This is a genomic window from Nocardia sputi (assembly GCF_023501985.1).
On sequence record NZ_JAMFLC010000019.1, the window covers coordinates 35583 to 62360 of the forward strand.

Below are 26778 nucleotides of genomic sequence, written 5' to 3' on the forward strand. Positions count from 1 at the left end.
ACTACAGCTAGAGGTGATCATTTCGGATTATGGTGTCCCATATAGCGCTCGACCTCACTCAATCCGGCTCGAAAGTTGGCCGACTCCCGGGAAGCGTCGAACGATCTTGCCACATCCAGGATCGGCGCCTCACCGAGCGCCTCCAGTTCTTCGAGCTTGTACATGACGTAATCGACGTCCGCATCGTCCCCACTTCGACCAATTTCTTCCAATATCCCCCGTATACCGGCCGCCCCGCCCCTACGGGCCAATACCTCTGCCGCATCGACCATCACCGTGACATTCTGGTCGTGCAACATTTCGGTCAAACGATTCAGCGCTGCCGGTTGATCGATCCACTTGGCCAGTTCCTGCACGGAGGCAACCCTGGTCCCGGTATCGAGATCGCGCGATCTGGCGACGATGACTTCCACCGCAGCCTGGGGTTCACTGCTACCGTGCATTATGGGATCTCCTCCGGTAAGGCCGGCCTGACACTATCCGGCAGTGTTTGGCCGAACTTTTCTCCCGTTTTCGGATTCACATTCTTTCTCACTTCGACGACATGCGGCGTCGGAATTTCTTGACCAGTTGCCTTGTCGTAGTGCGGCTTTCCGGTCAGATCGACACGCTTGGTGGCAATACCGTCTTCGTCGAAGTACGAGTAGTGTGTGATATTACCATTGGCATCCTTCTTCACCAGATACCCGTTCGGCGGACCTTTTGTCGGCAGTGTTCGCCCAGTCCACACCTGAGCGCTGCTCAACTCATCCGTCAAGGAGTTCTTCGGAACCTTGTTCCGGATCTTTTCGATGAGCTTGACGGTGAGATCCTTGATGCGTTGGACAGTCCCTTTTGTTTTGGTGGTGACGCGTTCGACCACGACGGCGGTGCGGAGTTTCGCGGCTTTGACCGCAATTTTGATGAGGTCGGCGAATTTATCGATGATCCTGGCGACCGCAGCGGTGGTTCTTGCGGCCACGGCGGCGGCGCCGACGCCGAAACTGACGCAGGAGACAAGGACCGACAGCGCGAGGCTGACGGCCACTTCTACGGCAATTTCCTTGGCGAGGTCCCCGAGTAGTCGCTCGAGCTCGGCCCGCAGGGCGTCGTGGGCTTGTTTCTGGTCGCGGCAGGATTGGGCCATCTCGCCATAGGCGCCGGCCAGGTCGGAGGCAACGGTTTTCAGTTCGCGCAGATCTTCATCGATGAAGCTGGCGTCCGGTGACGTGACCTGTTCGAACATCACCGCGGCGCGTTCGAGTTCGGTCGCGACAGCGGTGACGGACTCGTGAGTGGACAGCGTGTGCCACACATCGGCCGCGTGCGACAACTTGGCGGTGTCGCCATCCGGGATCGGGATACCGACCTTGGTGGCAAGTTCCAGACCGTCGTCGACCAGGCCGCGCCCGTCGCCGCCTGCGGAGGGCGGAATCGTCGACAACAGTTCCAGCGGTGTGTAGCCGAATGCCGCCGCCAGGCTCGGCAGCTGAGGCTCGGGCCGACCGCCGGCAGGGTCGTGATCGGCGAGGGCGTGGTTGTATCCGGCCTGATTCAGGACTTGGGCGTAGCCGTCGAGCGCCATGGTGAGGTCGAGCGAAATCTTCCACATGTCGCTGGCCTGCTGGTCATAGGACTCGGCCCAGATCTTGCCGTCGCCGATGCTGCCGGCCATGCCTCGTGTCTCATCGAGGGACTGCATCTTGTTCTGGAAAGCGTTGATGAAACCGGATGCGGCGGTATTGCACGCGACGGCGGCGTCGTAGTAGACCTGCGGCGCGACATCGAGCACCGTCACGACGCTGCTCCACCACGGCCGAGCATCTCCAGATTCGCGGCCACGGCCGCGGTGTAACGCTGATGCGCGGCGACCGCGGCGGCCTGCATCTCGCGGATCCCCTCGGCGACATCCTGTGCGCCGGTGAGCCAACGAGCGAAGGCATCGTTCGCGGCGGTCGCAGACGGGCCACTCCAACCGGCTTGAACGGCGGTGATCCGCTGCTGGATGCCGACGAGACTGTCCTCGAGGAAACCGGCGAATCCGGCCACGCGCGCGGTGATGTCGTCGAGTTCGGTCAGATCGACCCGAAACGGTTCGGCCATGCGTCATCTCCCCCGAGATCTACGGCAGATCGAGTGAACTGGTATTCGTGGCGCGGTCGGTATCGAGCTGGATATGCGTATCCGCGGTGACACCCATCAATTCGGCCAGCGTCGCGAGCGCGTCCAGAACGGTTTGCGCGCCTTGACGGGTTTCCTCCCAGCCTGCCTGGTACGCGGTCGCCGAGACCCCGGTCCATCCCTGCAAGAGGGCACCGATTTCAGTGTCCAAGGTACGGACTCCGTCGACCAATTCTTGGGCAGTCAACTGCAAGTAACGCCCCGCATCGGAAACCTCGGACGGGACGACATCGAAAGTCCCATCACCCTGCGCCATACTCCCCCTCCCCAGGCCCTGATGCCGGCAACCTTACCTCACCTCGTCCGATGGTTGCGTCCATAGCGTTGAGATGCGGCTCGAGCATCGGACCGGGTCAGAGCGTGTCGCAGCCGAACCGGCCTGGCCTCTCGCCGGGCTTCGGTCCGGCGTGTGCCGGCTCGGATTGGTTGCGGTGGTTGATCGCCCGGTGGGCAACCGAGGGTGCGTGCAACTTTTAATCCGCTTCAAGCGCGCAGAACAAGGCGGGATACGGAGGCCCGATCGTGCAGCGCGCCGCCCCGCACGGATTGCACCTGATGCCCTCGATCATCACCTGCGGCCTGTGGCTGCCGCTCTGGCTCATCCACTACCTTGTGGCCGGCAACCGCTGACCGCGACAACCACCTTTCGACGCCAAGGATCACTCGACATGTGCCGCACGCTCGTCGCCGTCATCGCCTGCGGCGCCCTCACCTCGCTCGCCATCGGACTCGCCCACGCCGACTGGAGCGACTCCAAGCGCAACCGTATCCGTCGTGAGCATCCCGGCATTCTGCTGACCACACCGGAATCTTTGGAAGCCATGCTGATCGGCACAAAGACCGATCATCGGGAATTGCTCGGCCATATCCGGGCGGTCGTGGTCGATGAGGTACACGCCTTCGCCGGTGACGACCGTGAATGGCATCTACTGGCCGTCTTGGAGAGATTGCAGCGGGTCACCGGGACGCCGATCCAACGGGTCGGATTATCGGCGACAGTCGGCAATCCGAATTGATCAACGGAGCCTACACATGTCGATAGCCCAACGGATGAGTCTGCTCGGGCGGTTCACCGGATTCAGCCTCCTGGCCGTCGCCATAGTCGTGCCGGTAGCCATCCGTCTGCCTGGTCGTCTGGGGCACGATCCGTAAGAGGTTGGACCCGCCCGCCGAGATGCGGCATACCTCCGCGACCGAAGTGGACCGGATACGAAACCGTTTCCACCGAAAAGGAGAATCTCGGCTGCCTGCTCGTTTCGAAGGTCTTCATCGGTCCCGTAGTCGACCGGCCACAAGACCGCATAATCGCTCCGGGGCGACGCTCTAAGACATGGGCAAACCGGGCCCGGCCGGAGTCTATTGGCTTGTCTACGGTGATTACGCAGACGGTTGTCACATCAGCGTCGATCGCGTGGTCGGCGGAGACGCCCTGCGCACAGTCCACAAGTTGTCGAGCACTCGACGCGACGAAGTATCCGGCGGCGAAAAACTGGTGCTGGTCGCGAAATTCACCTGCGGGGAGGGTTGATACCTCCAAGCGGCCATCCGGTCTCGTCCAGTCGGCGCTTGCTGCCGATCCCGTCACTGTCGAGCTAGAGATCGGCGGACGAGTGAATAATCAGGCTAGTTGTTCGATCTTCGCGGCTACCTCGGCGCCGGTCAGCGGCTCGCGCGCGATGACGGCGATGGTGTCGTCGCCCGCGATGGTGCCGACGATGTAGGGCAGTGCCGCGCGATCGAGAGCGCTGGCCAGGTAATGGGCGGCGCCGGGCGGGGTGCGCAGGACCGCGATGTTGCCGCTGGCGTCGGTGGAGACCAGCAGGTCGCCGAGCAGCTTGGACAACCGGTCGGTGCCGCCGGTGACGCCGCGGACGGGGCTGCCGTCCTCGGGCACCACGTAGACGCCCGCACCGCCGTCGGCGGCGCGCAGCTTCACCGCGCCCAGTTCGTCCAGATCCCGCGACAGCGTGGCCTGGGTAGTCTCGATGCCTTCGGCCGCCAGCAGGGCCGCCAGTTCGGTCTGGCTGCGCACCGCGTGCGCCGTCAGCAGCTCGATGATGCGCGACTGCCGTCCGGCGCGAGTACGCGCGATGGCGGGGCCGCTTCGCCCCGATTCCGACTGCGAAACGCTCACGACCGCGCCTCGCCTGAGCTCGGCGGCATCATCCGCGCTCGCACGCCGTCGCTTCGGTGCGCCGTCCGGCCCGGCTCGCCGCGACGGGAAGACGTCGCGGCGGTTCGCCCGCCCCCCTCGTTCACGCCCCGCTCCCGGATCGTCGCTCCAGCAACCAGACCAGCAGCGCTTTCTGGGCGTGCAGGCGGTTCTCGGCCTCGTCCCACACCACACTGCGCGGCCCGTCGAGCACCTCGTCGGTGATCTCCTCGCCGCGATGCGCGGGCAGGCAGTGCAGCACGACGGCATCCGGTTGGGCGTGCGCGAGCAACTCGGCGTTGAGCTGGAACGGCCGGAACGGACCGACGCGGTCCAGGCCGTCGTTCTCCTGCCCCATGGAGGTCCAGGTGTCGGTGACCAGCGCGTCGGCGCCCCAGGCCGCGGCGACCGGATCGCCGGTCACCGTGATGGTGGCTCCGGTCTCGGCGGCGCGCTTGCGCGCGGCCTCCACGATCCACGGCTGTGGCTCGAAGCCCGCGGGCGCGGCGATGGTCACGTTCAGACCCGCGGTGACGCCGCCGAGCAGCAGCGAGTGGGCCATGTTGTTGGCGCCGTCACCGAAGTAGGCGAGATCGCGCCCGACCAACTCGCCCTTGTGTTCGGCCAGCGTCTGCAGATCGGCGAGCACCTGGCACGGATGGAACTCGTCGGACAGCGCGTTGATCACCGGAACCGTGGCGGTGGCGGCCATCTCGTCGAGCCGGGACTGCTCGAAGGTGCGCCACACGATCGCGTCCACGTAGCGGGAGAGCACCCGGCCGGTGTCGCCGAGCGTCTCCTCCCGGCCCAGCTGGGTGTCGCGGCCGTCGACGACCACCGCGTGCCCGCCGAGCTGGGCGATGCCCATCTCGAAGGAGAAGCGGGTGCGGGTGGAGTTCTTCTCGAAGATCACTCCGACGCCGCGCGGGCCCTCGAGCGGGCGCCGGGCGAAGGGTGATTTCTTGAGTTCGGCGGCGAGCGCCAGGATCTCGGCTTGCTCGGCGGGGCTGACGTCGTCGTCACGCAGGAAGTGCCGCACGGAAGTCATTGCGCCGCAACTCCTTTCGTGTCCTCGAGCGCGCCGTCGAGGATCTCCGGCAGATCGGCGACGAAGTTGTCCGCCTGGGTCTCGGTGAGCACCAGCGGCGGCGCCAGCCGGATCACGTTCGGTTTGGCCGGGTTGACGAGGTAGCCCGCCTCCCGTGCTCGCGCTTCGACCCGCGCGGACACGTCGTCGGTGAGCACGATGCCCAGCAGCAGGCCCGCACCGCGCACCTGATCGATGAGCGGATGTTGCAACAACTCGATGCCGTCGCTGAGCCGCTTGCCGACCGACTCGACGTGCGAGAGCAGATCGGTGTCGTCGATCGTGCGCAGCACCGCGAGCGCCGCAGCCGCGCACACCGGGTTGCCACCGAAGGTGGTGCCGTGCAGGCCGGGGGTGAGCAGATCGGCCGCCCGCCCGTTGGCCAGTACCGCGCCGATGGGCAGTCCGCCGCCGAGGCCTTTGGCCAGGGTGATGACGTCCGGCACGATGCCGACGGCCTGGTGGGCGTAGAACTTCCCGGTCCGGCCGATGCCGGTCTGCACTTCGTCGAGCACCAGCAGCGCCCCGCTGCGCGCGGTGATCTCGCGCGCCTTGGCGAGGTAGTCGAACGGCGGTACCACCACTCCGCTCTCCCCCATGATCGGCTCGAGGAACACCGCGGCGGTGTCCTCGTCGACCCCGGCGTCCAGCGCCGCGGCGTCGCCGTAGGGCACGTGCACGACACCGGGCGGCATCGGTTCGAAGGGGGTCCGCTTGGACGGCTGGCCGGTGAGGGCGAGCGCGCCCATGGTGCGGCCGTGGAAGGCCTCCTCGCAGGCGACGATCTTGTGGCGCCCGGTGAGCCGGGCGATCTTGAACGCCGCCTCGACCGCCTCGGTCCCGGAGTTGCAGAAGAAGGCGCGGCCCTCGCCGTCGGCGAAGTGCGCAAGCAACCGCTCGGCCAGCTCGATGACCGGCTCGCTGGCGTACAGGTTCGACACGTGCCCGAGCGTGCCGAGCTGCTGGGTGACCGCCTCGAGGATCGCGGGGTGCGCGTGGCCGAGGCTGTTGACCGCGATGCCGCCGAGGAAATCGACATAGCGCTTGCCGTCCGCGTCGTAGACCACGGCCCCCGCGCCGCGCACCAGCGCGACCTTCGGCGTGCCGTAGTTGTTCATCAGCGCGGCGGACCACCGCTTCTGCAGTTCAGCTGTGCTCATTGTTTCGTTCCGTCCGGTGCGCCGGACCCGTTCGGGGTGAGCGGGGCGGGAGTCACCATCGTTCCGATTCCTTCTCCGGTGAACAGTTCCAGCAGCACGGCGTGCGGGACGCGACCGTCGATGACATGCGCGGTCGGCACCCCCGCCGACACGGCGCGCAGGCAGGCTTCCATCTTGGGCACCATGCCCGCATCCAGGCGCGGGAGCAACTCGGCCAGCGCCGTCGTATCGATGCTGGAGGTGAGCGAGGAGCGGTCCGGCCAGTTCGTGTACAAGCCCTCGACGTCGGTGAGCACGACCAGTTTCTCGGCGCCGATGCCTTCGGCCAGCGCGGCGGCGGCGGTGTCGGCGTTGATGTTGTGCACCACGCCGTCGGCGTCCGGGGCGATGGTCGACACCACGGGGATGCGGCCGGCATCGATCAGGTCCAGCACAGCGTCGGGGTTGACCTCGGTGACGTCGCCGACCAAGCCGATATCGGTGGGCTCGCCGTCCACCTCGACGGTGCGGCGGGTCGCGGTGAACAGCCCGGCGTCCTCACCGGAGATGCCGACCGCGTAGGGGCCGTGCGAGTTGATCAGGCCGACCAGCTCACGGCCGACCTGCCCGAACAGCACCATCCGCACCACATCCATCACCTCGGGGGTGGTCACCCGGAAGCCGCCGCGGAATTCGCCTTGCAGGCCGAGCCTTTTCAGCATCGCGCTGATCTGCGGGCCGCCGCCGTGCACCACCACCGGGTGCACGCCGACCGTGCGCAGGAACGCCATGTCGGCGGCGAAGGCCTGCTTCAAATGCTCGTCGACCATGGCGTTGCCGCCGTACTTCACGACGACGATCTTGTCCCGGAACTTCTGCAACCACGGCAGGGCATCAGCCAGGACGTGTGCCTTGTCCAGTGCGGAGAGCGTGTGCAACACCTGACTGGTCATGAGCTGTAGGCCGAGTTCTCTTCGACGTAACCGTGCGAGAGGTCGGTGGTTCGGATGGTCGCGCTCGCGGAGCCGACGTTCAGCTCGATCAGCACCTCGATGTCGGTGCCGGACAGGTCGACCGCGCGGGCTCCGGGGGCGCCGACTCCGTCGACGCACACCGGCTTCCCGTTGAACGACACCGAGATCCGGTTCGGATCGAGCGTGATCGGCGCCATGCCCACCGCGGCGAGCACGCGACCCCAGTTCGGGTCGGACCCGAACAGCGCCGTCTTGACCAGGCTGTCGCGGGCGACGGTGCGCGCCGCGGCCACGGCCTCGTCCTCGGTGGCCGCGCCCGCGACGGTGACCAGCACCCGCTTGGTGACGCCCTCGGCATCGGCCATCAACTGAGCGGCCAGATCGTCGCAGACCGCGAGCACGGCGGCGTCCAGTTCCTCCTGGCTGGGGGTGACCTCGCTGGCACCGTTGGCCAGCAGCAGCACGGTGTCGTTGGTGGAGCAGGAACCGTCCACGTCGAGCCGGTCGAAGGTGCGGGCGGTGGCGTTGCGCAGGGCCTGGTCGAGCTGATCGGCGGTCACCGCCGCGTCGGTGGTGAGCACCACCAGCATGGTCGCCAGGGACGGGGCCAGCATGCCCGCGCCCTTGGCCATGCCGCCGACATTCCACTTGTCGCGGTGGTGGAACGCCGCCTCCTTGGGCACGGTGTCGGTGGTCATGATGGCCCACGCGGCATCCGAGCCACCGGAGAGGCCGCCGCCCATCTCGTGCACGATCTCGGTGACGGCGGGGATCAGTTTGTCCATCGGGAGCCGGTCACCGATCAGCCCGGTCGAGCAGACGGCGATCTCGCCCGCGCCGGTCTCGGTGCCCCAGTTGCTCAGCGCGGTGGCGAGTTCCTCGGCGGTCTTGTGCGTGTCCTGGAATCCGCCCGCCCCCGTGCAGGCGTTGGCTCCGCCGGAATTCAGGATCACCGCGCGCAGCCGCTTGCCGGTCAGCACCTGCTGCGACCACAGCACCGGTGCGGCCTTGACCTTGTTGCGGGTGAACACGCCCGCGGCCGGGTACTCCGGCCCTTCGTTGAACACCAGCGCCAGATCCGGCTTGCCGCTGGCCTTGATGCCCGCGGCGATACCCGCCGCGCGGAAGCCGAGCGGTGCGGTCACGCCCTGGGTCCGGACCAGCTTGCCGTCGGCGATGTCGGCTGTCGTCACGGTGCCACTCCTACGGTGGAAAGTCCTGCGGCCTCGTCGAATCCGAGCGCCAGATTCATGGATTGGACCGCGGCTCCCGCGGTGCCCTTGGTCAAGTTGTCGATCGCGCCGATCACCACGAGCAAGCCCGCGTCGGCGTCCACCGCCACCTGCAGGGTGACGGCGTTGGAGCCGAGTACCGACCCGGTCTGCGGCAGCACGCCTTCCGGCAGCAGGTGCACGAAAGGCTCGTCGGCATACGCTTTCTCGTACACGGCGCGCGCCTGGGCGGCGTCTACACGGATCGGCGCCGTGCAGGTGGCGAGGATGCCGCGCGGCATCGGCGCCAGTACCGGAGTGAACGACACCGAGACCTCGGCGCCACCGGCCGCCGCGAGATTCTGCGCGATCTCCGGCGTGTGCCGGTGCGCGCCCGCGATACCGTAGGCCCGCGCCGAGCCCATCACCTCCGATCCCAAGAGCCCGATGTCCAATTTGCGGCCGGCTCCGGACGCGCCGCTCACCGCCACCACGTGCACGGTGGGCTCCACGATGCCCGAGGCGACGGCGGGGGCCAACGCGAGGCTGGCGACGGTCGGATAGCAGCCGGGGACCGCGATCCGCGTCGCTCCGCGCAGTTTCTCCCGGCCGCCGGGCAGCTCGGGCAACCCGTAGGGCCAGCTGCCCGCGTGCGGGCTGCCGTAGTATTTCTCCCAGGCATTCGGGTCGGTGAGCCGGAAGTCGGCCCCGCAGTCGATGATCACCGTGGAATCGGGCAACTCGGCGGCGATGGCTCCCGACTGGCCGTGCGGCAGCCCGAGGAAGACCACGTCGTGGCCCGCCAGCTCGTCGACCGTGGTCGGTGCGAGCACCCGATCGGCCAGCGGCAGCAGATGCGGCTGCAACTCCCCCAGCGCGGTGCCCGCGTTCGAGCCCGCGGTGAGCGCCCCGATGACTAGGCGCCCGCTTCGGTAAGCGGGATGTCCCAGCAGCAGACGCAACACTTCGCCGCCCGCGTATCCGCTGGCGCCGGCTACCGCGACCCGCACGGCGGGTCCGGGCGGGCGGGGCGCATCCGAGGAATCAACCATGTGATGATTATGCATGACCATGCAAGCTCATTCACAGCCTGGGTTGCCGCTCCCGGTCACGACCACCTGATACCCGCCGCCTCGCTGACCAAACCGCGCGACCGAGACCTCGGCGCGAGCCGCCGTGCGACGGCTCAGCGCAGCACGGCCGGGTCGATACCCAGCGCTTCGGCCAGCCCGGCTTCGCCCCGCGCGGTGACCCGCACGGCACGGCCGCTACCGACGCCCTTGACCCACTCCAACTCTTTCAGGCGGCGGCACAGCTGTGCGCCCGCCGAGCCGCCGAGATGGACGCGGCGCTCGGTCCAGTCGAGGCAGGGCCTGGCCACCGGGCGTCGCGTGGCGCGCAGGGCGGCAGGGTCGACGCCCATCGAGCCGGTGAGCCACGCCGAGCCGGAATCGGTGAGGGCGAACCCGCCGTCACCGTGGAGCAGGCCACGCGCGGTCATGGCGTCGGTGATCGCCACACCGAGCCGGCCCGCGAGATGGTCGTAGCAGGTGCGGCCACGAGCCAGCGCGGCGGCGACCGCGGCGGTGCGCAAGCCGGTCACCGGGCGGCCGGACGGGCCGAGATGAGCGACCATGCCCTCGAGCAGTTCGGCGACCTGCGGACCGGCCAGCTGGACGTAGCGATGCCTGCCTTGACGGTGTTCGACCAGCAGGCCGCCGTCGCACAGGCGGTCCAGGTGCTCGGTCGCGGTGGACGCGGCGACACCGGTGTGGCGCGCGAGCTCGCCCGCGGTCCACGCCCGTCCGTTCAGCAGGGCGAGGCAGATGTCGGCTCGGGTGCGGTCGGCGAGCAGGGCGGCGAAACCCGCCAGTTCGGCTCCTGTGGTCGGCACCACTCCATGATGGCGGCCCCTCGTTTCGGCGGGCGCCGAAACGTTCCGTGGCTACCGTCGCGGCATGACTTCGTCTTCTCCGGCGCCCGGCGCGGCCACCTCGCCGACCAAGTTCGAGATCTTCCACGGTCTGCATCACCGTGACCGGCCCCTCGTACTGCCCAACGCCTGGGACTTCGCGTCGGCCGCGCTGCTGGCGACCGAGGGATTCCCGGCGATCGGCACGACCAGCCTCGGCGTCGCCGCCGCGGCAAGGCTGGCCGATGGGGCGGGCAGAACGAAGGCGGAAACGCTCGCTTCCGCCCGTCGCCTGGCGCGGCTGCCGATCCCCGTGACCGTCGACATCGAGGGTGGCTTCGACGAGCGGCCCGGCGCTGTAGCGGATTTCGTCGAACAGCTCGCCGCCTGGGGGATCGCGGGCGTCAACCTGGAAGACGGCCGTGCGGGATCGGCGCTGGCGACGCCGGAGCACCAGGCCACACTGATCGCCGCGATCAAGGAACGCACGCCTGAAATGTTCGTCAATGCCCGTATCGACACCTACTGGCTGGGTCTCGAACACGGCTCGACCCACGCCCGCGTGCGACGGTACGCGGCGGCCGGAGCCGACGGCGTCTTCCTGCCGGGCCTGACCGACCCGGAGCGCATCCGGCGGCTCGTGGCGGCGACGGAATTGCCGGTCAACGTCCTCTATGCCGCCACCGGCCCCGGCGTCGCGACGCTGACCGGACTCGGCGTGCGCCGGATCAGCACCGGGTCGCTGCTCTACCGCTCGGCGCTGTCGGCCGCGGTGGAGGTCGCACGCTCCGTGCGGGACGACGCCTCCCCTGCGTCCGGCGTCGTGAGCTACACCGATATCCAACGCCTGCTGCCTGCGCACACCAGCCAGTGAGCAGCGATTCGTCCGGAACTCGAGAAAGCGTGGACCACTTCGCCCTCAGCCGTCGGCGAGCGGGTCCACTCCGGCCGCGTCGCCTGCGACGCACGAGTGGCGATGCCCCCGACGCGTCCGGCCGGAGCAGCGCCGTTTCCGCCACCGAGTCAGTGCTTCTGCACCACGCGCTCTCCTTCGCCGGGTTTCCAGATGGTGATGTCGAGGTGGTCGCCCGCTACCTCCACCGTCGACGCCCCGGTGAGCTCGGCGACGTAGAAGTGGTCGAACTCCTGACCTCGGATGTCGAAGCCGGTCTCATCGAACAGTTGCTGAGCGAAGCGGGTGTGCACCTCCCGGTCGGGGAGGTCCATGACGGTGCCGAACAGTTTGGCGTCGCCGTCGGACACGTTCGTGTCGACCGTGGCGGTGTGCAGGCAGAAGCGCGGATCCCGGGCGAGGTCGCGGAACTTGGTGGTGCCCGGCATCCCCGCGATCACGAGCAACCCCTCGAAGACCCGCGGCTCGATCGGGCTGATCCGCGGGTAACCGTCGGAACGGAGGGTGCCGAGCATGCAGAGATTCCCCGCGGCCCGGTGCCTGCGCAGGAAGACCTCGGCGATATGCGGCGCTTCTTCGGTGAATCGGCTCCAAGTGGTCATGCCGAGGACGGTACGGCGAAAACTTGCCGTCTTCTGTCAAGGTTTCCGGCTAGTGTCGCGGGCATGCGGGCGAGTCGACTGGTGCAACTGCTTCTGCTGTTGCAGACCCGGGGCCGGCTGACCGCGCCGGAACTCGCGCGGGAACTGGAGGTCTCGGTGCGCACCGTCTATCGCGATGTCGAAGCCCTCTCGGCGGCGGGTGTCCCGGTCTACAGCGAGCCGGGTCGCGCGGGTGGCGTGCGGCTGCTGGACGGCTACCGCACCCGGCTCACCGGCCTCACCACCGACGAGGCCGACGCGGTGCTGCTGGCCGGATTGCCCGGCGCCGCAGCCGATCTCGGGCTCGGCACCGTGCTGGCCACCGCGCAGTTGAAGGTGCTCGCCGCGCTGCCACCGGAACTGCGCGGACGCGCGACGCGCATCGCCGAGCGGGTGTACGTCGACGCGCCGGGCTGGTTCCACCGACCGGACGAGACGCCGACGCTCGCGACGATCGCCGACGCGCTCTGGCACGACCGCACGCTGCGCGTGCGCTACGGTCGCAAAGACACGGTGGTAGAGCGCTTGCTGGACCCGCTCGGGCTGGTGCTCAAGGCAGGCACCTGGTATCTGGTCGCCCGGAGCGGGCGCACGCCCCGCTCGTATCGGGTGGGCCGGATCCTCTCCGCCGAACCGACCGGCGAATCGTTCGACCGCCCCGCCGAATTCGACCTGCGCGCGCACTGGAGCGACGCCGCCGACGATTTCGCGCGTTCGATGCTGCGCGTCCGGGCGCGCTGCCGGATCGCCGCCACCCACCTGCGGTTGCTGCGGCTGATGAACGATCCGGCAGCGGTCGCGGAGGCACAAGCCTCCGCGGGACCGCCCGATGCCGAAGGCTGGGTGGAAGTGGTCGTGCCGTCCGAGTCCTTCGAGGTGCTCGCGCACGCTCTTCTTCCCCTCGGCGAGTTCGTCGAAGTGCTGGAACCGCCGCAGCTGCGCGCACAGCTCGCGGCGACGGCCGCCGCCATGCATGCGCGCTACCGCGGAGGTTAGCTCTCCCGCACCCGCCCGGTTCGGCTAGCGCCGGGTGCGGAAGAACTCGCGGACGTCCGCGGTCAGCAGGTCCGGCGCTTCCATCGCCGCGAAATGCCCGCCGCGGTCGAATTCGGTCCACCGGACGATGTTGTGCGCGTTTTCGGCGAGTTTGCGGATCGAGAGGTCACCGGGGAACAGCGCCGCCGCGGTCGGCACGTCGGACTTCCGCACGGGCGCTCCCCAGGCCGCGGATTCGCTGTAGAGCCGCAGCGAGGAGGCGAAGGTTCCGGTGAACCAGTACAGGCTGACATTGGTCAGCAGCGCGTCCCGGCCCACCGCGTCCTCGGGCAGTTCGATCGCCGGATTCGTGTACTGCCGGAACAGGTCGGCGATCCAGGCCAACAGCCCGGCGGGCGAGTCGTGGATGCCGATCGCCAGCGTCTGCGGACGGTTGGCTTGCAGCGTCGCGTAGTCGTAGCGGGCATAGCTCTCCGGGCCGGTCAGCGTGGCCAGCTTCGCCTGATCCTCCTGGCTGTACCCGGCCTGCGCACCCGCCGAGGACCACTCGCCCGCAGCCGCCGATTCCTCCGCCCCGCCCCACGAGTCGGTATCGCCGCTGTCCCACGCGGGGATCGTGATCGGACCGTTCACGTGCAGGCCCGCGAGGTGCTCGCGGGCGATATGGCCCAACCGAGCGGCGATGAAGTACCCCGCGTCGCCGCCCTGCACGCCGTAGCGGTCGTAGCCGAGGCGCGCCATGAGCGCGGCGACCACCTCCGCGAACCGCTCGGTCGAGCCAGCACCCGGGTCCGGGGACACCTCGGAGAACGCGAAGCCCGGCAGTGAGGGCACGACCAGGTGAAACGCGTCGGCCGGGTCGCCACCGTGCGCGCGGGGATCGCTCAGCGGTCCGAGCACCTCCAGGAACTCGACGAACGACGCGGGCCAGCCGTGGTTGAGCACCAACGGCAGCGCATCCGGCTCCGGCGAGCGGACGTGCAGGAAGTGCACCTGCCGCCCGTCGATGCCGGTGACGAAGTGGGGCAGTTCGTTCAGCTTCGCTTCGACGGCGCGCCAGTCGAATTCGGTGCGCCAGTACTCGGCCAGCGGACGCAGATAGGACACCCGCATACCCTTGTCCCACTTGGCGCCGGGCAGGTCGTTCGGCCATGGCGTGCCGGCGAGGCGGCGATGCAGGTCGTCGATCTTCTCCTGCGGGATATCGATGCGGAAGGGGCGAATGTCCTGGTCGGTAGTCATGTCCACCACGGTAGGAAGCGCTTAGGACGCGATCGTTCCTAAGTTTCCGGCATTGTGGCGTAATGCTCGAAACGTCGGCTCGCCTGCTCAAACTGCTGGCCCTGCTGCAGACCCATCGCGACTGGACCGGCGCCGAACTGGCCGAACGGCTCGGCGTCACCGGGCGCACGGTGCGCCGCGACGTCGATCGGCTTCGGGAACTCGGCTACCCGGTCCACGCCACCCAGGGCGCCGCCGGATACCGCCTCGGCGCGGGGGCCGCGCTGCCGCCGCTGCTGCTCGACGACGAGGAAGCCGTCGCGGTGGCGGTGGGCCTGCGCGGCGCCTCCGCCGGCACCGTGACCGGGCTCGAGGAGGCGTCGCTGCGCGCGCTGACCAAGCTGGAACAGGTGCTGCCGCCCCGCTTGCGCCATCGGGTCCGCACGCTGCGCGGCGCCACCTTGCGCGTCGGCACGCCCGGCAGCGACGTCCGGCCGGACACCCTCCTGGCCGTCGCTGAAGCGTGCCAGCGCCACGAACGGTTGCGGTTCGACTATCGCGCGCTCGACGGCGCGCCCAGTGTCCGCACCGTCGAGCCGCACACCCTCGTGCACTTCAGCAGACACTGGTACCTGGTCGCCTGGGACGTGGACCGCACCGACTGGCGCACCTTCCGTGCCGACCGGATCACCCCGCGGATCCCGACCGGTCCCCGATTCGCACCGCGGGAACCGCCGGAAGGCGATGTCGCGGCGTATCTTTCGATGCGGCTGTCCACCCGGGCCTGGCCGCGGCAGGCGACGGTACTGCTGCACGGCTCCGCGGAGTATGCCGCCGATCGTGTCTGGCCCGGGATGGGCGTGCTGGAGGCCGTCGACGACCACAGTTGCCGCCTGCTAGTAGGGGCGGAAACACCGGAGCAGTTGGTGTGGATGATCACCTCGGTCGATCTCGACTTCACACTGCTCGCCGGTCCGCCGGAACTCGTCGAAGCCCTGCGGGCCCAGGCCGCCCGATGCGAGCGAGCGCTGCGCGCCTTCCCCGCACCGTAGCGGCCGCGGCGGCTAGCAGCTCCAATCCAGAACGGAGGCGAGCGATCTGAGCTGCACCGAGGCGGGGATCGCCCGCACCACGGCGTCACGGAACGCGACGGCGGGCGGAAACGACAGTTGCGCCGCCGCGCCGAGTCGGCGGGAACGGGACGCGATCATCCGGGTGCGCCGCCCGCGCTCCCGGTCGTAGCCGGCCAGGCCGCCGCCCGCGGCGGCCACCCTGCTCAGCACCACCGCGTCCTCCAGGGCTTGGCAAGCGCCTTGCCCGAGGGTGGGCATCATGGCGTGCGCCGCGTCGCCGACGAGCGCGATCCGCCCTGCTACATAGGTTTTCAATGCGGGCAGGTCGTAGAGGTCGTGCTTCAGCACCTCGGCTTCCCCGGCCGCGGCGAGCAGAGCGGGAATCGGCTCGTGCCATCCGCCGAAGCGCGCGCGCAACTCGGCCAACCCGCCGCTCGGCGTGGCCTCGGGCAGGTTCGCGGTGGCGAAGCAGTAGACCCGGCCGTCGGCGAGCGGGACGTAACCGAAACGTTCGCCGCGTCCCCAGCTCTCGCCCATCTCACCGACCGGCTCGTGCGGCGTGACGACCACACGCCACGCGGTGTAGCCGCCGTAGCGGGGCCGTACCTCGCCGCACACGGCACGACGCACCACGCTGCGAATGCCGTCGGCGCCGACGACGACGTCGCCGCTGGATGTGCCGGCCGAATGCACCACCGTGCCGTCGGTTCCGGCCTCGGTCACGGTGACACCGGTGCGCAGCTGCTCCCCGGGGATCGCGGAGCGCAGCGTGTGCACCAGATCGGCACGGTGCAGCATGATCGGACTGCCGTATCGCGCCCGGATCGCCTCGGCGTCCATCCTGGTCAGCCAGCGCCCCGCCTGGTCACGGATGCCCGCCGCGCCTTCCTCGACGGCCCGTGCACGCACTTCCTCGCCGACACCGAGCGCGTCGAGGGCGCGAAGAGCGTTGGGCCACAGGGACAATCCCGCCCCGACCTCGGTGATCTCGGCGGCGCGCTCGAGCACCTCGACCTGCCATCCCCGCCGCAGGAAGGCCACCGCCGTCGCCAGACCACCGATGCCACCGCCCACGATGAGCGCCTTCGACATGGCTTCCCCTTTCTCCGGACCGCTCGGCGAGCAGCTGTCCCGGACCATACTACGAATGTAGTAGCGAATCCCGGGCCTGTAGCACGGATCACTACTGCTGTAGTATCAGTGGCATGTCCACCAAGCGCGAGATCGTGTTGGACGCAGCGATCGACCTGCTGGGATCCCGGGGCACCCGCGCGCTCACCCACCGCGCGGTCGACGAGGCCGCGGGCATGCCGGCCGGCTCGGCCTCCAACTACTTTCGCACCCGAGAGGCGCTGCTGACCGGAATCGCCGAGCGGCTCGAGGCGCGCGACTACGCGGATTGGGCAGCGCTCAACCGGCAACCCGCCCCCGGCACGATCGAGGAACTCGTCGACGGCATGGCAGCCTTCGTCGTATACGCCGTGCGGACCGACCGTGTGCGGACACTGGCTCGATACGCGCTGTTCCTGGAGGCGCAAACCACGCCCGCGTTGCGCGAGACCGTGCGGCGCGGGCACCGCAGGTTGACCGAATGGGCCGCGGGCCTGCTGGCGGCGGTCGGCGGCGACCAGGCGATGACGCAGATCTTGGTGGGCCAATTCGACGGCATCATCCTGCACCAATTGGTGGACCCGGCGCCGGACTTCGATCCGCGCCCCATGCTCGGCCGGTTGGTGCGCACACTGATCGCTTCCAGAGGTTGATGTACGCGCGACATCGGCATCCCGGCACCGCGTTCCACCGAAGGCCCCGGCGCTGCCAGGAACTCGCTGAATCTCCCTGAGGGTCGTCTCTCAGAAGAACGTGTGCAGGAGATCGACCACCCGGGGCGTCGCAGCGTCGGCGTCATCGATCACGGGAATGAGCCGCCATTTGTCGAACGCCGTGCACGGATGCGAAAGACCGAGGCGCACGACCGCGCCGATCGGCAATTCCGTCGCGGCGCCACCCGGCAGCCGGAGGAAGGCGTGCTGGTCGTTGAGCGCGGAGACCGAGGCGCCCGGGTCCAGCGCGTCGCCGCCAGGTCCCGCGACGCGTTGCGGGATCGGAAGCCCCTCGTCGAACGGCAGATCGCGTTTGCCCGCGTCGAGCAACGCGAGTCCGGGCTCCGGGCGCGAGAGAGTACGCGCCCAGCCGTGCATCGCCGAACGCAGCGGCCGCGCGCATCCGGGCGCGACCAGAGGCGACATGCTCGCGTAGAAGCCGTCGTCGTGGATGACGTACGCCCCAGAGCGCAGGACGACCGTCGTCGCGACACCGTGGCTGCCCTGTTCGTCGGAGAGCGGGGCGAGGTACTCGAGCGCCAGCTCCGGATAGGCGCTGCCACCCGCGGTGACGATCGCCGGACCCCGGTATCGCCCGGCCGCGGCGAGTTCCCGGTGCAGGCGGGCGAGTGCGGCGAGATAGTCGTGCACCGCGCGGAGGCCGTTGGCGGTGCGGTCGTGCGCGAGCGCGCCTTCGTAGCCGCCCACCCCGGCCAGCGACAGCCGGGACGCCGCGTCGATCGCCCGCGCCACATCGTGCGCTTGCTCCACCGTGCGCGCGCCGGTCCTGCCGTTCGGGCCGCCGAGTTCCACCAGCACCCGGATCCGCTCTCCCTCCGGGGCGGTGCGCAGGTGCGCGTCCATCAGCGCGACCGTTTCGACGCTGTCGGCCCAGCAGACGAACTCGAAAGACGGGTCACGCGCCGACTCCGCCGCCACCCAGCGCAGTCCGACCGGATCGACCAGCGCGTTGGCCAGCAGTACCCGCGCGATGCCGAAGGATCGCGCCACCTGCGTCTGCCAGATGGTGGCCAGGGTGATGCCCCACGAGCCCGCCGCCAGCTGGTCGGCCCACAGCTGCGGGGCCATCGTCGTCTTGCCGTGCGGCGCCAGCCGCACGCCTGCCGCGCGGACCCAATCGGCCATCACCGCGATGTTCGTCGCCACGGCCGCGCGATCCACGGTGAGCACCGGCGTCTCCAGCTGCTCGAGCGTCGGCGCGGTGGCGCGGAACTCCCGCACGGTGCGTCCCCAGGCCGCCGGTGGCATGCCCTTGTGCTCGGGACCGATCCGGCGGTCCGCGAGCGCCGCTACGGCTGCTTCGTCGATCTGCACGACGTTCTTCCTACCGGACCGGACTGCTCGGCGGTACGGCCCAGGCGGCTCAGCCCGAGTTGCGCAAGGCCGTGGCCAGGCCGTTCATGGTCAGCAGGATGCCGCGTTTCACCAGTTCGGAGTCGTCCCCGGCGCGCAGGCGGCGCAGCAGTTCCACCTGCATCTGATTGAGCGGCTCCAGGTAGGGGAAGCGATTGTGGATCGACTCCGCGAGCGACGGGTTGTCGGCCAGCAGGTGATCGTTGCCGGTGATGGCGGCGTGCATACGCACGGTCCGGGCGTGTTCGTCGCGGATCATGCCGAAGATCTGCTCCCGCAACGACCCGTCCTCCACGAGTTCGGCGTAGCGTGCCGCGATGTCCAGATCGCTCTTGGCCATCACCTGCGCCATGTTGGACAGCACGGTGCGGAAGAACGGCCAGCGGCGGTACAGGTCGGCCAAGGTGGCCAGTCGCCGCGGGTCGCCGCCGATCCACTCCTCCAGCGCCGTGCCGGTGCCGTACCAGCCCGGCAGCATCACCCGCGCCTGGCTCCAGGACATCACCCAGGGGATGGCGCGCAAGTCGGCCACCGAACTCGTCGGCTTGCGCGAGGCAGGCCTGCTGCCGATGTTCAGGTCGCCGACCTCGGCGACCGGCGTGGATTGCCGGAAGTACTCGACGAATCCGGGTGTTTCGTGCACCAGCCGCGCGTATGCGGCGCGAGCGCGGGCGGCCAGGTCGTCCATGATTCCGTAAGACGGCTCGGCGTCGGGGCCGAGGCCCTCCACGTCCAGCAGGGTCGACTCCAAGGTGCCCGCGATCAGCGATTCCAGATTGCGGTGCGCCGCACCGGGTTCGGCGTATTTCGCGGCGATCACCTCACCCTGCTCGGTGAGCCGCAGCGAGCCGCGCACCGCACCCGCGGGCTGGGCGAGGATGGCGTCGTAGCTGCGGCCACCGCCGCGACCGACCGTGCCGCCGCGACCGTGGAACAGTCGCAGCCGGATCCCCGTCTTGCGGGCGACCTCGACCAGGTCCAGTTCGGCCCGGTACAGCGCCCAGTTCGCGGCCAGGTACCCACCGTCCTTGTTGGAGTCGGAGTAGCCGAGCATGACCTCTTGGCGCATCCCCTGCGCGGCCACCAGATCGCGGTAGACGGGCACCTCCAGCGCCGCGGACAAAGTCGCCGCCCCGGCCCCCAGGTCCTCGATGGTCTCGAACAGCGGGACGATGCCCACCAGGCAGCTCGGCGGCCCGTCCGGCTCCCCGGGGTCGAGCAGTCCGCCTTCCTTCAGCAGCAAAGCGGCTTCGAGCAGATCGCTGACCGACGTGCACATGCTGATGATGTAGTTCGGCACCGCCTCCGCGCCGAGGGTGCCCACCACATCCCGTGCGGCGCGGACGATGCCCAGTTCCTTCGCGGCGAGTTCGCTCAGCCGTGCGTGCGGGCCGAGCAGCGGGCGGCGGGTGCGCAGTTCGGCGGCGAGCAATTCCACCCGGCGCGACTCCGGCAGGCTCGCGTAGTCGGGGTGCACCCCGGCCCAGGCCAGCAGCTCGGCGACGACCTGCTCGTGTACCTCGGAGTTCTGTCGCAGGTCCAGGCCTTGCAGGTGGAAGCCGAAGGTCTCCAAGGCATAGCGCAACGCGGCGAGACGATCGTCGGCGAGCAGGCCGTCACCGCTGCGCCGCAGCGAGGCGTCGATCGCGTCCAAGTCGTCCAGCGCCGCCTGCGGCGTCGGGTAGGGCCGCGCCCCGGTGTCCAGGCCGTTGGCCGGAACCTCTCCGAGCGCGGCCAGCGCGGTGGCGGTCAGCCGGGCGCGAACATGGTGCAGCGCACGGCGATACGGCTCGTCGGCATGCGTGGCCGGATCGGGATATCCGGTCTCGGCGAGGGCGGCGACTTCGGGCGTCACCGTGACCAGCCGAGCCGACAGCGACAGCGTCTTCTCCAATTCCACCAGCTCGCGCAGGTAACGCTCGAAAGCGACGCCCGCCGCGCGGAAGGCGGCCTGACGCACGACATCGGCGTCGACATAAGGGTTTCCGTCACGGTCGCCGCCGATCCACGAGCCGGGACGCAGGATCGGGCGCGGCAGCAACTCGACACCGGGCCAGCGCGAGCGCAGCGCCGCGCGCACCTCGGCGTTGATCTTCGGGATCACGTCGAACAGGGTGAGGTCGTAATAGCGCAGACCCACCGAGATCTCGTCCTGGATGCGCAAGCGGGCCAGGCGGATCAGCGCGGTTCGCCACAGGCTCAGCACCTGGCGACGGATCCGCAACTCCAGATCGGCTCGCTCGCCCTCGGCATAGCGCTGACGCAGGCGCATCAACTCGGTGATCCGGGCCTGCGCGTCGAAGACGGTGCGGCGGCGGGTCTCCGTCGGGTGCGCGGTGATCACCGGCGACACCAGCGCGTCGGCCAGCAGATCGGCGACCCGGGCCCCGTCGAGCGCGGCCGCGTCCAGTTTGCGGTAGGTCGCCGCCAGCGAGGAGTCCTGCGGAGGCTCCCCCGCCGCCTCGTGCGCGGCGCGGCGGCGGTCGCGTTGGATGTCCTCGGCCAGATTGGCCAGCAGCACGAAATAGCTGAACGCGCGGATGAGCGGAAGAGCCACCGCGATGTCCACACCGTCCAGCATTTCCGCGACGGCGCTGCGCCCGACTTCCTCGCGGCGTACCCGGAAAGCCTCGATACGCACCCGCTCGATGAGGTCGAAGACCTCCGGTCCCTCGTGGTCGCGAATGGTGTCGCCGAGCACGCCGCCGAGAAACCTGATGTCGTCGCGCAGCGGCCGGATGGCGTCCTGTTGGGTCTCGCTCATCGTTTCGCCCATGATCAGACAGTATTGCCCTCCGGCCCGCGCGGGTATGCGACGCGGCCCACACCGGCCGCGCCCGGATCAGTCCGGGAGTTCGGAGAAGCGCAGGTGGTTGCCCCACGGGTCGCGGAATCCGCAGTCGCGCACCCCGTACGGCTGCGAGATCGGCTCCTGCGTCACCTCGACCCCGGCGTCGCGCAGCCGGGCGAAGGTCGCGTCCACGGCGTCGGTGGTGAAGATCAGCGTGCCCTGCGCGCCGTTGGCCAGCCGAGCCCGCGCCGCCGCACCGGCGGCCTCGTCCGGCACCATCTCCGGGGTCTCGAGAATGAACTCGATACCCGGCTGCTTCGCGGGGCCGACGGTCACCCAGCGCCCACCGGCGAACGGCATGTCCGCGCGCACCTCGAGTCCGATGACGTCGCGGTAGAACTCCAGGGCCTTGTCCTGGTCACCGACCAGCACGCCGATGTGGGTGAGGGCGAGGTCCGCGCCGTTGCTCACGATGATGCTCCTTGTCGTCGTTCGGGAGGGGCAACAGTACAGACGCCGGACGCGCGGCGAATTCATCGGTGACGACCTTCGGATTTTCGGCCGGTGCCGCAGTGCACCCTCGTTCGAGCGACCCATCTGGCACCGGCCGGAAACTTCGTACCGCCGACAAGCCCCGATGCGTGGCGATCAGCCCATGTCTCACGCGGTGAGCTGATCCGGGCGGTGCAGCAGTACCTGCTCCAGCAGCGAAACCAACACCTCTTTGACCGAATCGCGAGACCTGGCATCGCACTCGAGAACCGGAATCCAGTTCTCCAGCTCCAGCGCTTCGCGAACCTCGCCGAGGTCGAAGTGGGCGCTGCCGTCGAAGCGGTTGACCGCGACGACGAAGGGCGTGCCGCGCTCCTCGAAATAGTCCAGCACCGGGTAACAGTCGTCGACGCGGCTGGTGTCCACCACGATCACCGCACCGAGCGCACCGTCGACCAGGTCGTCCCACAGGAAGACGAAGCGGTCCTGGCCCGGCGTGCCGAACAGGTACAGGATCAGCGAACTGTCCAGAGTGATGCGGCCGAAGTCGAGGGCGACCGTGGTATGCGTCTTGTCCGCACGGTGTCCTGGGTCGTCCACTCCGACGGCCATTTCGGTCATCGCCGCCTCGGTCACCAGCGGCTCGATTTCGGAGATGGCTCCGATGAACGTCGTCTTTCCGACGCCGAACCCGCCGCTGATCACGATTTTCACCGAGGACGGCATGGTCGGCGTTCGCATGTCAGAGTGCCCGGACAAGGTCCCTGATCCTCTCGATGGCAGCGGCGGTGAGCTGGTCGGCGGCGCGTACGGTCACGTGTCCGGCGGCGGCCAGGTCACTGACGACGACCTTGGCCACCCCGATCGGAACCCGCAGCGCGGTGCCGATTTCGGCGATGGAGTGCGGCTGCTGGCACAGCCGGACCAGGGTGTGCTGCTCGAAGCGCAGCGGAGCGGACAGCGCGGCGGGCTCGGCCCGCACCAACGTCTCGATGCGCAGCCCCTCCAGCAGTGGCGTGGTGCGTCCGGCGGTGACCACGAAGGGACGCACGAATCGCTCGTCGGCGGTGGATTCCCGTCTCATCGCCGCAGCGTCTCGCGGAGTTCGGCGATGAGCGCTGGATCCAGCAGCGCGCCGGCGCGCTCGGCGAGCACCGCCATCTCGTACCCCACCAGACCGACGTCACAACCGCTGTCGGCGATCACGCCGAGGCAGCTGCCGTCGCCCAGGGCGGAGACGAGCAGGAAGCCGCGCTTCATCTCGATCATGATCAGCTTCAGCCCGTCGAAGGCGTAACTGCGCGAGGCGCTTCGGGCGAGCCCGACCAGCCCGGACACCATGGCGGCGAGCCGGTCGGCGGAGATGCGGTCCAGGCCGTCGGACATGGCGATGAGCAGGCCGTCCGAGGAGACCGCGACCGCCTCGCGTACACCGTCGGTCTCCCGGACGAAGTTGGCCAGCATCCAATTGAATGTGTGCGGGTCGGCGCTCGGTATGTGGGTGGTCACCGGATCTCCTCTGCCATGGTGGCGGCGGGCTGGAATTCGTGCGCCGTATCGGCGGCGCGGATGACGTCGTCGTGCGGGGTGGCGGCGTGCCTTCCGGGCGCGCCACGCTGATAGCCCGATCGGAAGGCGGACAGCATGCCGCGGATCTCCTCGGGTGAGCGCTCGACCGCGGGTGCGGGCTCCGATCGCGGCACCGTGCCGGGCGGTGGACCGGTAGCGGCAGCGCGGGCCTTTTTGTTGCGTTTGACCAAGCCGTTCTTGGTGTGCCGCAGCACGGATTCGGAACCCGCTGCCGGGCTGCTCGAGTCGAGGGCCGCGACGCACGGCGCAGCCACCGGTTCCGTTCGCGGTGCGACGAGCTGGGTCTGCGCCGACGACCCGGCGTTCGTCCTGGATCGAGCCGGTGCGCGAGCCACGGTCGCTTCGGCAACGGACGGACGCGGTCTCGGCGAACTCGAACCGATCGGGAGCGCAGCGACGCGTGGCGCGGGCTCGCTCGGGTCGTCGCGCTGTACCTGTCCGGTTTCGAGCATGGCCGACGGCAGCGTCAGACGCGCGACGATGCCGCTCACCGGCGAGGCGCTCAGGTCGACCTCGATGCCGAGCCGCTCGGCGAGCCTGCCGACGACGTAGTGGCCCAGATGGCGGGTCGGCGCGACCACGAAATCCTGTTCGCTGCGCAGTCGTGCGTTGGCCTGTGCCAAGTGCTCGGCGGGCATGCCGACGCCGTGGTCGACCACCGCGAGCAGATATCCGTTCGGCCCGGCGCGCCCGTAGATCTCGACCTCGAGATCCGGTGGGGAAAAGGCGAGTCCGTTCTCGATCAGCTCCGCGAGCATGTGTGCCAGCTCGCTGGCCGCCGCGCCCGTGACGAGCACCTCGTCCATCCGGCGCAGCACCACTCTGCGGTAGTCGTCCACCTCGGACAGGCCCGCGCGGATGACGTCGCTGAGCGGGATGGGTTCGGCCCAGCGGCGCGGGCTGGCCTCGCCGACCAGCACGAGCAGACTCTCGGCGTTGCGGCGCAGTCGGGTGGCGAGATGGTCGAGTTCGAACAGGTTCGACAGCGCCTTGGGATCGAGCTCCTCCCGCTCGAATTCGCTGATCAGACCGAGCTGGCGGCGCACGAGATTCTGGCTGCGGCGGGCCAGGCCGACCATCGACTCCGTGGTGTTGCGGCGCACCAGCGCCTGCTCCGACGCGAGGTCGAAGGCGGTGGACTGCACCCGATCCAAAGCTCCTGCCACGGCGGCGATCTCGACACTCGCACCCGCCGGTGTCCGCACCGGTGCGGGTGGGTCCGGCGGGCGGGTGTCGTCGCCGGTGCGCCAGGCCGCGATCACGTCGGGCAGCCGCCGGCTCGATACGTCGTCGGCGTCCGCGGCCAGCATGGCCAAAGGCCGGACGATGGCGCGCACCGCGGAGACGACCAGCGCCACTTCCACCGCGATCGCCGCCAGCGCGGCGAGCACGAACGCGCCCAGGATCGAGGCGGCGTTGCGGCGCAACACCTCCGCGCGCGAGCCGATGTCGGCGCCGACCGCCTGCTGCACGGTGCGCTGCTCATCGATGACCCCGGTCATCCCGGCCCACCAGGTGATCGGGTCGACCGGACGCACCAGCGGTCCGGCGCTCGAGGCGATCGCGATGTTCTCCGACTCCGCGGTCCGGACCGCGCTGTCGCTGTCCAGCACGGCGTCCAACCGCGCCTGCTGAGCCGCGGTGGCATAGCGGGCGAACGCGGCCAGAGCGGCCAGCTTGGCCGCCCGGATGTCGAGGAACTGCACGTACTCACCCGGCCCGAAAGCGCCGGCGGCGAAGACGCCGTTCAGGAAGCCGCGTTCCCGCGCCGTCTGCTCCTTGGCTTCACCCAGCGCGTACAACGCTTGCAGACCGTGCCGGACCGCCGGATCGGCGGCCTGGTCCAGACCGAGGGACAAGTGGTTCAGCGCGTCGATGGCGTCGGTGTAGTACTGGAAGGCCGCGTGACGGGCCGTTCGCCGCTCATCGATCCGGGCGCGGGTCGCGTCCAGGTCGGTCAGCGGCCGGGCGGCCGCGCGCACCGGTTCCGCGCCGGGCGGGTTGTCCGTCATCGCACGCCGCAGCTCGCGCAGCGCACGGTCGACCGCGCCGCGCTGGTCGGCGACGGGCTGGAGCAATCGCCCGTCGCCGCCGAGCAGTCCGTTGGTCAGGCCGCGCTCGCGCTGCGTCTCGTGCACCAGTTTCTGCACCGCCAGCGCCAGCGATACCGCAGCCGCCGTGTCCCGGCTCCCGCGGTACGCGTCGACCTCCCGCGCGACCATCGCGCCCAGCAGCGTGAGCACCAGTACCAAAGGGACGACGAGGATTCGAGCCAACTGTCCGCGAATGGTGCGGGGGCGGACGATTCCGCTGCCCGCCCCCTGCCATCGGCCGGGCGTGGATAACCGTGTGCCGCCGGATAATTCCGGTCGTCGACGTGACCGCACCACCCTCTGCTCCTCCGATCGGCCGCCGTGACCGCTGCACGACGAGGACACGGAAATCAGGGGCAAACTTTCACAGGGCCTTCCCGGTGTCAACGCGAAATTCGGGCAAACCGGACACTGTGCGGACTTCTAAACACACTGGCAACGAGGGGTTACCGGGCGCGACGAATCCGGCCTCCACCCGGAGGGGGTAGACGCCGAGTCAGGCTGCGTGTTACCCGCGTTCGCCCGCCCCGAAACCCCTCGGCGCGATTCTGATACAGTCCGGCGCGATACATCGGAGGGCAAGAGGGCTGGATGGCGCACCGAATTACGTTGATTCCCTTGGCAATAGCACTTGCGTTCGGATCTGCCGCCTGCGGCGACGAGTCCGGCGGGTCACCGGCGACGACCACCACGCAGGCCGCTGGCACGGCCACCCAGTTGTTCGATCCCTGCACGGGCATCCCCGACACCGCGCTGACGAGCGCCGGACTCGATCCGGCGAGCAAGCAGGTCGGCGTCGGCGGGGCGAAGCAGCCCGGCTGGGAGATCTGCGGATGGAAGGGCGCGGACTTCACCCTCGGGGTGTTCTCCAACAGCGCGTCCGTGGCCGAGTTCGAGCGGAAACCGGGCAATGTCGACTTCCAGGAAGTCACCATCGCCGGACGACCCGGACGCCAGTTCCGAGTCGACGACGCCGCCAGAGACCAGATGTGCGATGTGCTGTTCCCCGCTCGCCAGGGATTGCTGCAACTGACACTGGTCAACAAGTCCGCGGACCAGAATCCCTGCGATCGCCTGGCGAGCATCGGCGAAGCGATCGTCCCCGCACTGCCGAGGTAGCGCAGCGCGCCGCTGGA

27 protein-coding genes and 1 pseudogene are annotated in these 26778 nt (G+C 69.2%); 7 read left to right on the top strand and 21 right to left on the bottom strand.

Annotation, left to right across the window (positions count from 1 at the left end; genetic code table 11):
* Positions 1-17: 17 nt before the first annotated feature.
* Genes M8859_RS24085 through M8859_RS24100 form a run of 4 tightly spaced genes read right to left on the bottom strand, consistent with a single transcriptional unit; the run spans position 18 to position 2416 of the window.
* Positions 18-443 (bottom strand): HEAT repeat domain-containing protein, encoded by a 426-nt coding sequence (locus M8859_RS24085; RefSeq protein WP_195139861.1) that lies wholly within the window; start codon positions 441-443, stop codon positions 18-20.
* Positions 443-1777: a polymorphic toxin type 24 domain-containing protein gene (locus tag M8859_RS37330; RefSeq protein ID WP_249644862.1), complete on the bottom strand. Its 1335-nt coding sequence runs from the start codon at positions 1775-1777 to the stop codon at positions 443-445. Before M8859_RS37330 ends, M8859_RS24085 begins: the two co-directional genes overlap by 1 nt.
* A complete protein-coding gene (locus M8859_RS24095) occupies positions 1774-2082 on the bottom strand; it encodes a WXG100 family type VII secretion target (protein ID WP_159923941.1) in 309 nt (102 codons plus the stop codon). The genes M8859_RS37330 and M8859_RS24095 overlap by 4 nt, the downstream gene beginning before the upstream one ends.
* Before the next feature lie 19 nt (positions 2083-2101).
* Positions 2102-2416: a WXG100 family type VII secretion target gene (locus M8859_RS24100; protein WP_159923939.1), complete on the bottom strand. Its 315-nt coding sequence runs from the start codon at positions 2414-2416 to the stop codon at positions 2102-2104.
* Positions 2417-2894: 478 nt separating this feature from the next.
* Here M8859_RS24100 and M8859_RS24105 point away from each other — a divergent pair.
* Both M8859_RS24105 and M8859_RS24110 read left to right on the top strand, forming a co-directional pair.
* Positions 2895-3170, top strand: a pseudogene (locus M8859_RS24105) (DEAD/DEAH box helicase); the annotation flags it as partial.
* A 320-nt stretch (positions 3171-3490) separates the two neighbouring features.
* Entirely contained in the window at positions 3491-3688 is a 198-nt protein-coding gene (locus tag M8859_RS24110) for a hypothetical protein (RefSeq protein ID WP_249644863.1), read from the top strand.
* 90 nt (positions 3689-3778) lie between these two features.
* Here the strand turns inward: M8859_RS24110 and M8859_RS24115 are convergent, their stop codons facing one another.
* The 7 genes from M8859_RS24115 to M8859_RS24145 form a co-directional block, all read right to left on the bottom strand.
* Entirely contained in the window at positions 3779-4294 is a 516-nt protein-coding gene (locus M8859_RS24115; protein ID WP_195072334.1) for an arginine repressor, read from the bottom strand.
* 121 nt (positions 4295-4415) lie between these two features.
* Positions 4416-5360: an ornithine carbamoyltransferase gene (gene argF, locus M8859_RS24120; RefSeq protein ID WP_159923937.1), complete on the bottom strand. Its 945-nt coding sequence runs from the start codon at positions 5358-5360 to the stop codon at positions 4416-4418.
* Entirely contained in the window at positions 5357-6559 is a 1203-nt protein-coding gene (locus M8859_RS24125) for an acetylornithine transaminase (RefSeq protein ID WP_249644864.1), read from the bottom strand. Before M8859_RS24125 ends, argF begins: the two co-directional genes overlap by 4 nt.
* A complete protein-coding gene (gene argB / locus M8859_RS24130) occupies positions 6556-7491 on the bottom strand; it encodes an acetylglutamate kinase (RefSeq protein ID WP_159923933.1) in 936 nt (311 codons plus the stop codon). Before argB ends, M8859_RS24125 begins: the two co-directional genes overlap by 4 nt.
* Positions 7488-8705 (bottom strand): bifunctional glutamate N-acetyltransferase/amino-acid acetyltransferase ArgJ, encoded by a 1218-nt coding sequence (gene argJ, locus M8859_RS24135; RefSeq protein ID WP_249644865.1) that lies wholly within the window; start codon positions 8703-8705, stop codon positions 7488-7490. Before argJ ends, argB begins: the two co-directional genes overlap by 4 nt.
* Positions 8702-9775: an N-acetyl-gamma-glutamyl-phosphate reductase gene (gene argC, locus M8859_RS24140; RefSeq protein WP_159923929.1), complete on the bottom strand. Its 1074-nt coding sequence runs from the start codon at positions 9773-9775 to the stop codon at positions 8702-8704. The genes argJ and argC overlap by 4 nt, the downstream gene beginning before the upstream one ends.
* Before the next feature lie 134 nt (positions 9776-9909).
* Positions 9910-10617 carry an ArsR/SmtB family transcription factor gene (locus tag M8859_RS24145; RefSeq protein ID WP_159923927.1) on the bottom strand — a complete coding sequence of 236 codons (708 nt, stop codon included), beginning with the start codon at positions 10615-10617 and terminating at the stop codon, positions 9910-9912.
* 64 nt (positions 10618-10681) lie between these two features.
* On the opposite strand from M8859_RS24145, the gene M8859_RS24150 reads away from it, so the two are divergent.
* Complete coding sequence (locus M8859_RS24150) at positions 10682-11509, top strand: isocitrate lyase/PEP mutase family protein (protein WP_249644866.1); 828 nt, start codon at positions 10682-10684, stop codon at positions 11507-11509.
* A gap of 149 nt (positions 11510-11658) precedes the next feature.
* Here the strand turns inward: M8859_RS24150 and M8859_RS24155 are convergent, their stop codons facing one another.
* On the bottom strand, positions 11659-12150 hold the full coding sequence (locus M8859_RS24155) for a pyridoxamine 5'-phosphate oxidase family protein (RefSeq protein WP_159923923.1): 492 nt from the start codon (positions 12148-12150) through the stop codon (positions 11659-11661).
* A 63-nt stretch (positions 12151-12213) separates the two neighbouring features.
* Between M8859_RS24155 and M8859_RS24160 the strand changes: the two genes are divergently transcribed.
* The gene (locus tag M8859_RS24160; RefSeq protein ID WP_159923921.1) at positions 12214-13185 is read left to right on the top strand and encodes a helix-turn-helix transcriptional regulator; all 972 of its coding nucleotides are present in this window, start codon (positions 12214-12216) and stop codon (positions 13183-13185) included.
* 24 nt (positions 13186-13209) lie between these two features.
* Here M8859_RS24160 and M8859_RS24165 read toward each other — a convergent pair whose 3' ends face one another.
* Complete coding sequence (locus M8859_RS24165; protein ID WP_195072331.1) at positions 13210-14427, bottom strand: epoxide hydrolase family protein; 1218 nt, start codon at positions 14425-14427, stop codon at positions 13210-13212.
* 62 nt (positions 14428-14489) lie between these two features.
* On the opposite strand from M8859_RS24165, the gene M8859_RS24170 reads away from it, so the two are divergent.
* Positions 14490-15458: a helix-turn-helix transcriptional regulator gene (locus tag M8859_RS24170; RefSeq protein WP_195072330.1), complete on the top strand. Its 969-nt coding sequence runs from the start codon at positions 14490-14492 to the stop codon at positions 15456-15458.
* Positions 15459-15470: 12 nt separating this feature from the next.
* Here M8859_RS24170 and M8859_RS24175 read toward each other — a convergent pair whose 3' ends face one another.
* Positions 15471-16619 carry an FAD-dependent monooxygenase gene (locus tag M8859_RS24175; RefSeq protein WP_236565429.1) on the bottom strand — a complete coding sequence of 383 codons (1149 nt, stop codon included), beginning with the start codon at positions 16617-16619 and terminating at the stop codon, positions 15471-15473.
* Between the two features lie 65 nt (positions 16620-16684).
* Here M8859_RS24175 and M8859_RS24180 point away from each other — a divergent pair, with 65 nt between their 5' ends.
* Positions 16685-17242: a TetR/AcrR family transcriptional regulator gene (locus M8859_RS24180; protein ID WP_159923915.1), complete on the top strand. Its 558-nt coding sequence runs from the start codon at positions 16685-16687 to the stop codon at positions 17240-17242.
* Positions 17243-17332: 90 nt separating this feature from the next.
* On the opposite strand, the gene M8859_RS24185 is transcribed toward M8859_RS24180, so the two are convergent.
* From M8859_RS24185 to M8859_RS24215, 7 genes are all read right to left on the bottom strand, one after another.
* Complete coding sequence (locus M8859_RS24185; RefSeq protein ID WP_195071710.1) at positions 17333-18571, bottom strand: type III PLP-dependent enzyme domain-containing protein; 1239 nt, start codon at positions 18569-18571, stop codon at positions 17333-17335.
* 115 nt (positions 18572-18686) lie between these two features.
* On the bottom strand, positions 18687-21440 hold the full coding sequence (ppc, locus tag M8859_RS24190; protein WP_249644895.1) for a phosphoenolpyruvate carboxylase: 2754 nt from the start codon (positions 21438-21440) through the stop codon (positions 18687-18689).
* 78 nt (positions 21441-21518) lie between these two features.
* Entirely contained in the window at positions 21519-21938 is a 420-nt protein-coding gene (locus tag M8859_RS24195) for a VOC family protein (RefSeq protein WP_201295215.1), read from the bottom strand.
* A gap of 189 nt (positions 21939-22127) precedes the next feature.
* Positions 22128-22700, bottom strand: coding sequence for a GTP-binding protein (locus tag M8859_RS24200; RefSeq protein ID WP_321209885.1), 573 nt, complete (start codon positions 22698-22700; stop codon positions 22128-22130).
* A gap of 1 nt (position 22701) precedes the next feature.
* Entirely contained in the window at positions 22702-23043 is a 342-nt protein-coding gene (locus M8859_RS24205; protein WP_159923911.1) for a DUF742 domain-containing protein, read from the bottom strand.
* Positions 23040-23468 (bottom strand): roadblock/LC7 domain-containing protein, encoded by a 429-nt coding sequence (locus M8859_RS24210; RefSeq protein WP_223517047.1) that lies wholly within the window; start codon positions 23466-23468, stop codon positions 23040-23042. Before M8859_RS24210 ends, M8859_RS24205 begins: the two co-directional genes overlap by 4 nt.
* Complete coding sequence (locus tag M8859_RS24215; RefSeq protein WP_249644867.1) at positions 23465-25825, bottom strand: sensor histidine kinase; 2361 nt, start codon at positions 25823-25825, stop codon at positions 23465-23467. The genes M8859_RS24210 and M8859_RS24215 overlap by 4 nt, the downstream gene beginning before the upstream one ends.
* Positions 25826-26260: 435 nt before the next feature.
* Between M8859_RS24215 and M8859_RS24220 the strand changes: the two genes are divergently transcribed.
* Positions 26261-26761 carry a DUF3558 domain-containing protein gene (locus tag M8859_RS24220; protein WP_159923909.1) on the top strand — a complete coding sequence of 167 codons (501 nt, stop codon included), beginning with the start codon at positions 26261-26263 and terminating at the stop codon, positions 26759-26761.
* The last annotated feature ends 17 nt before the right edge of the window (positions 26762-26778 follow it).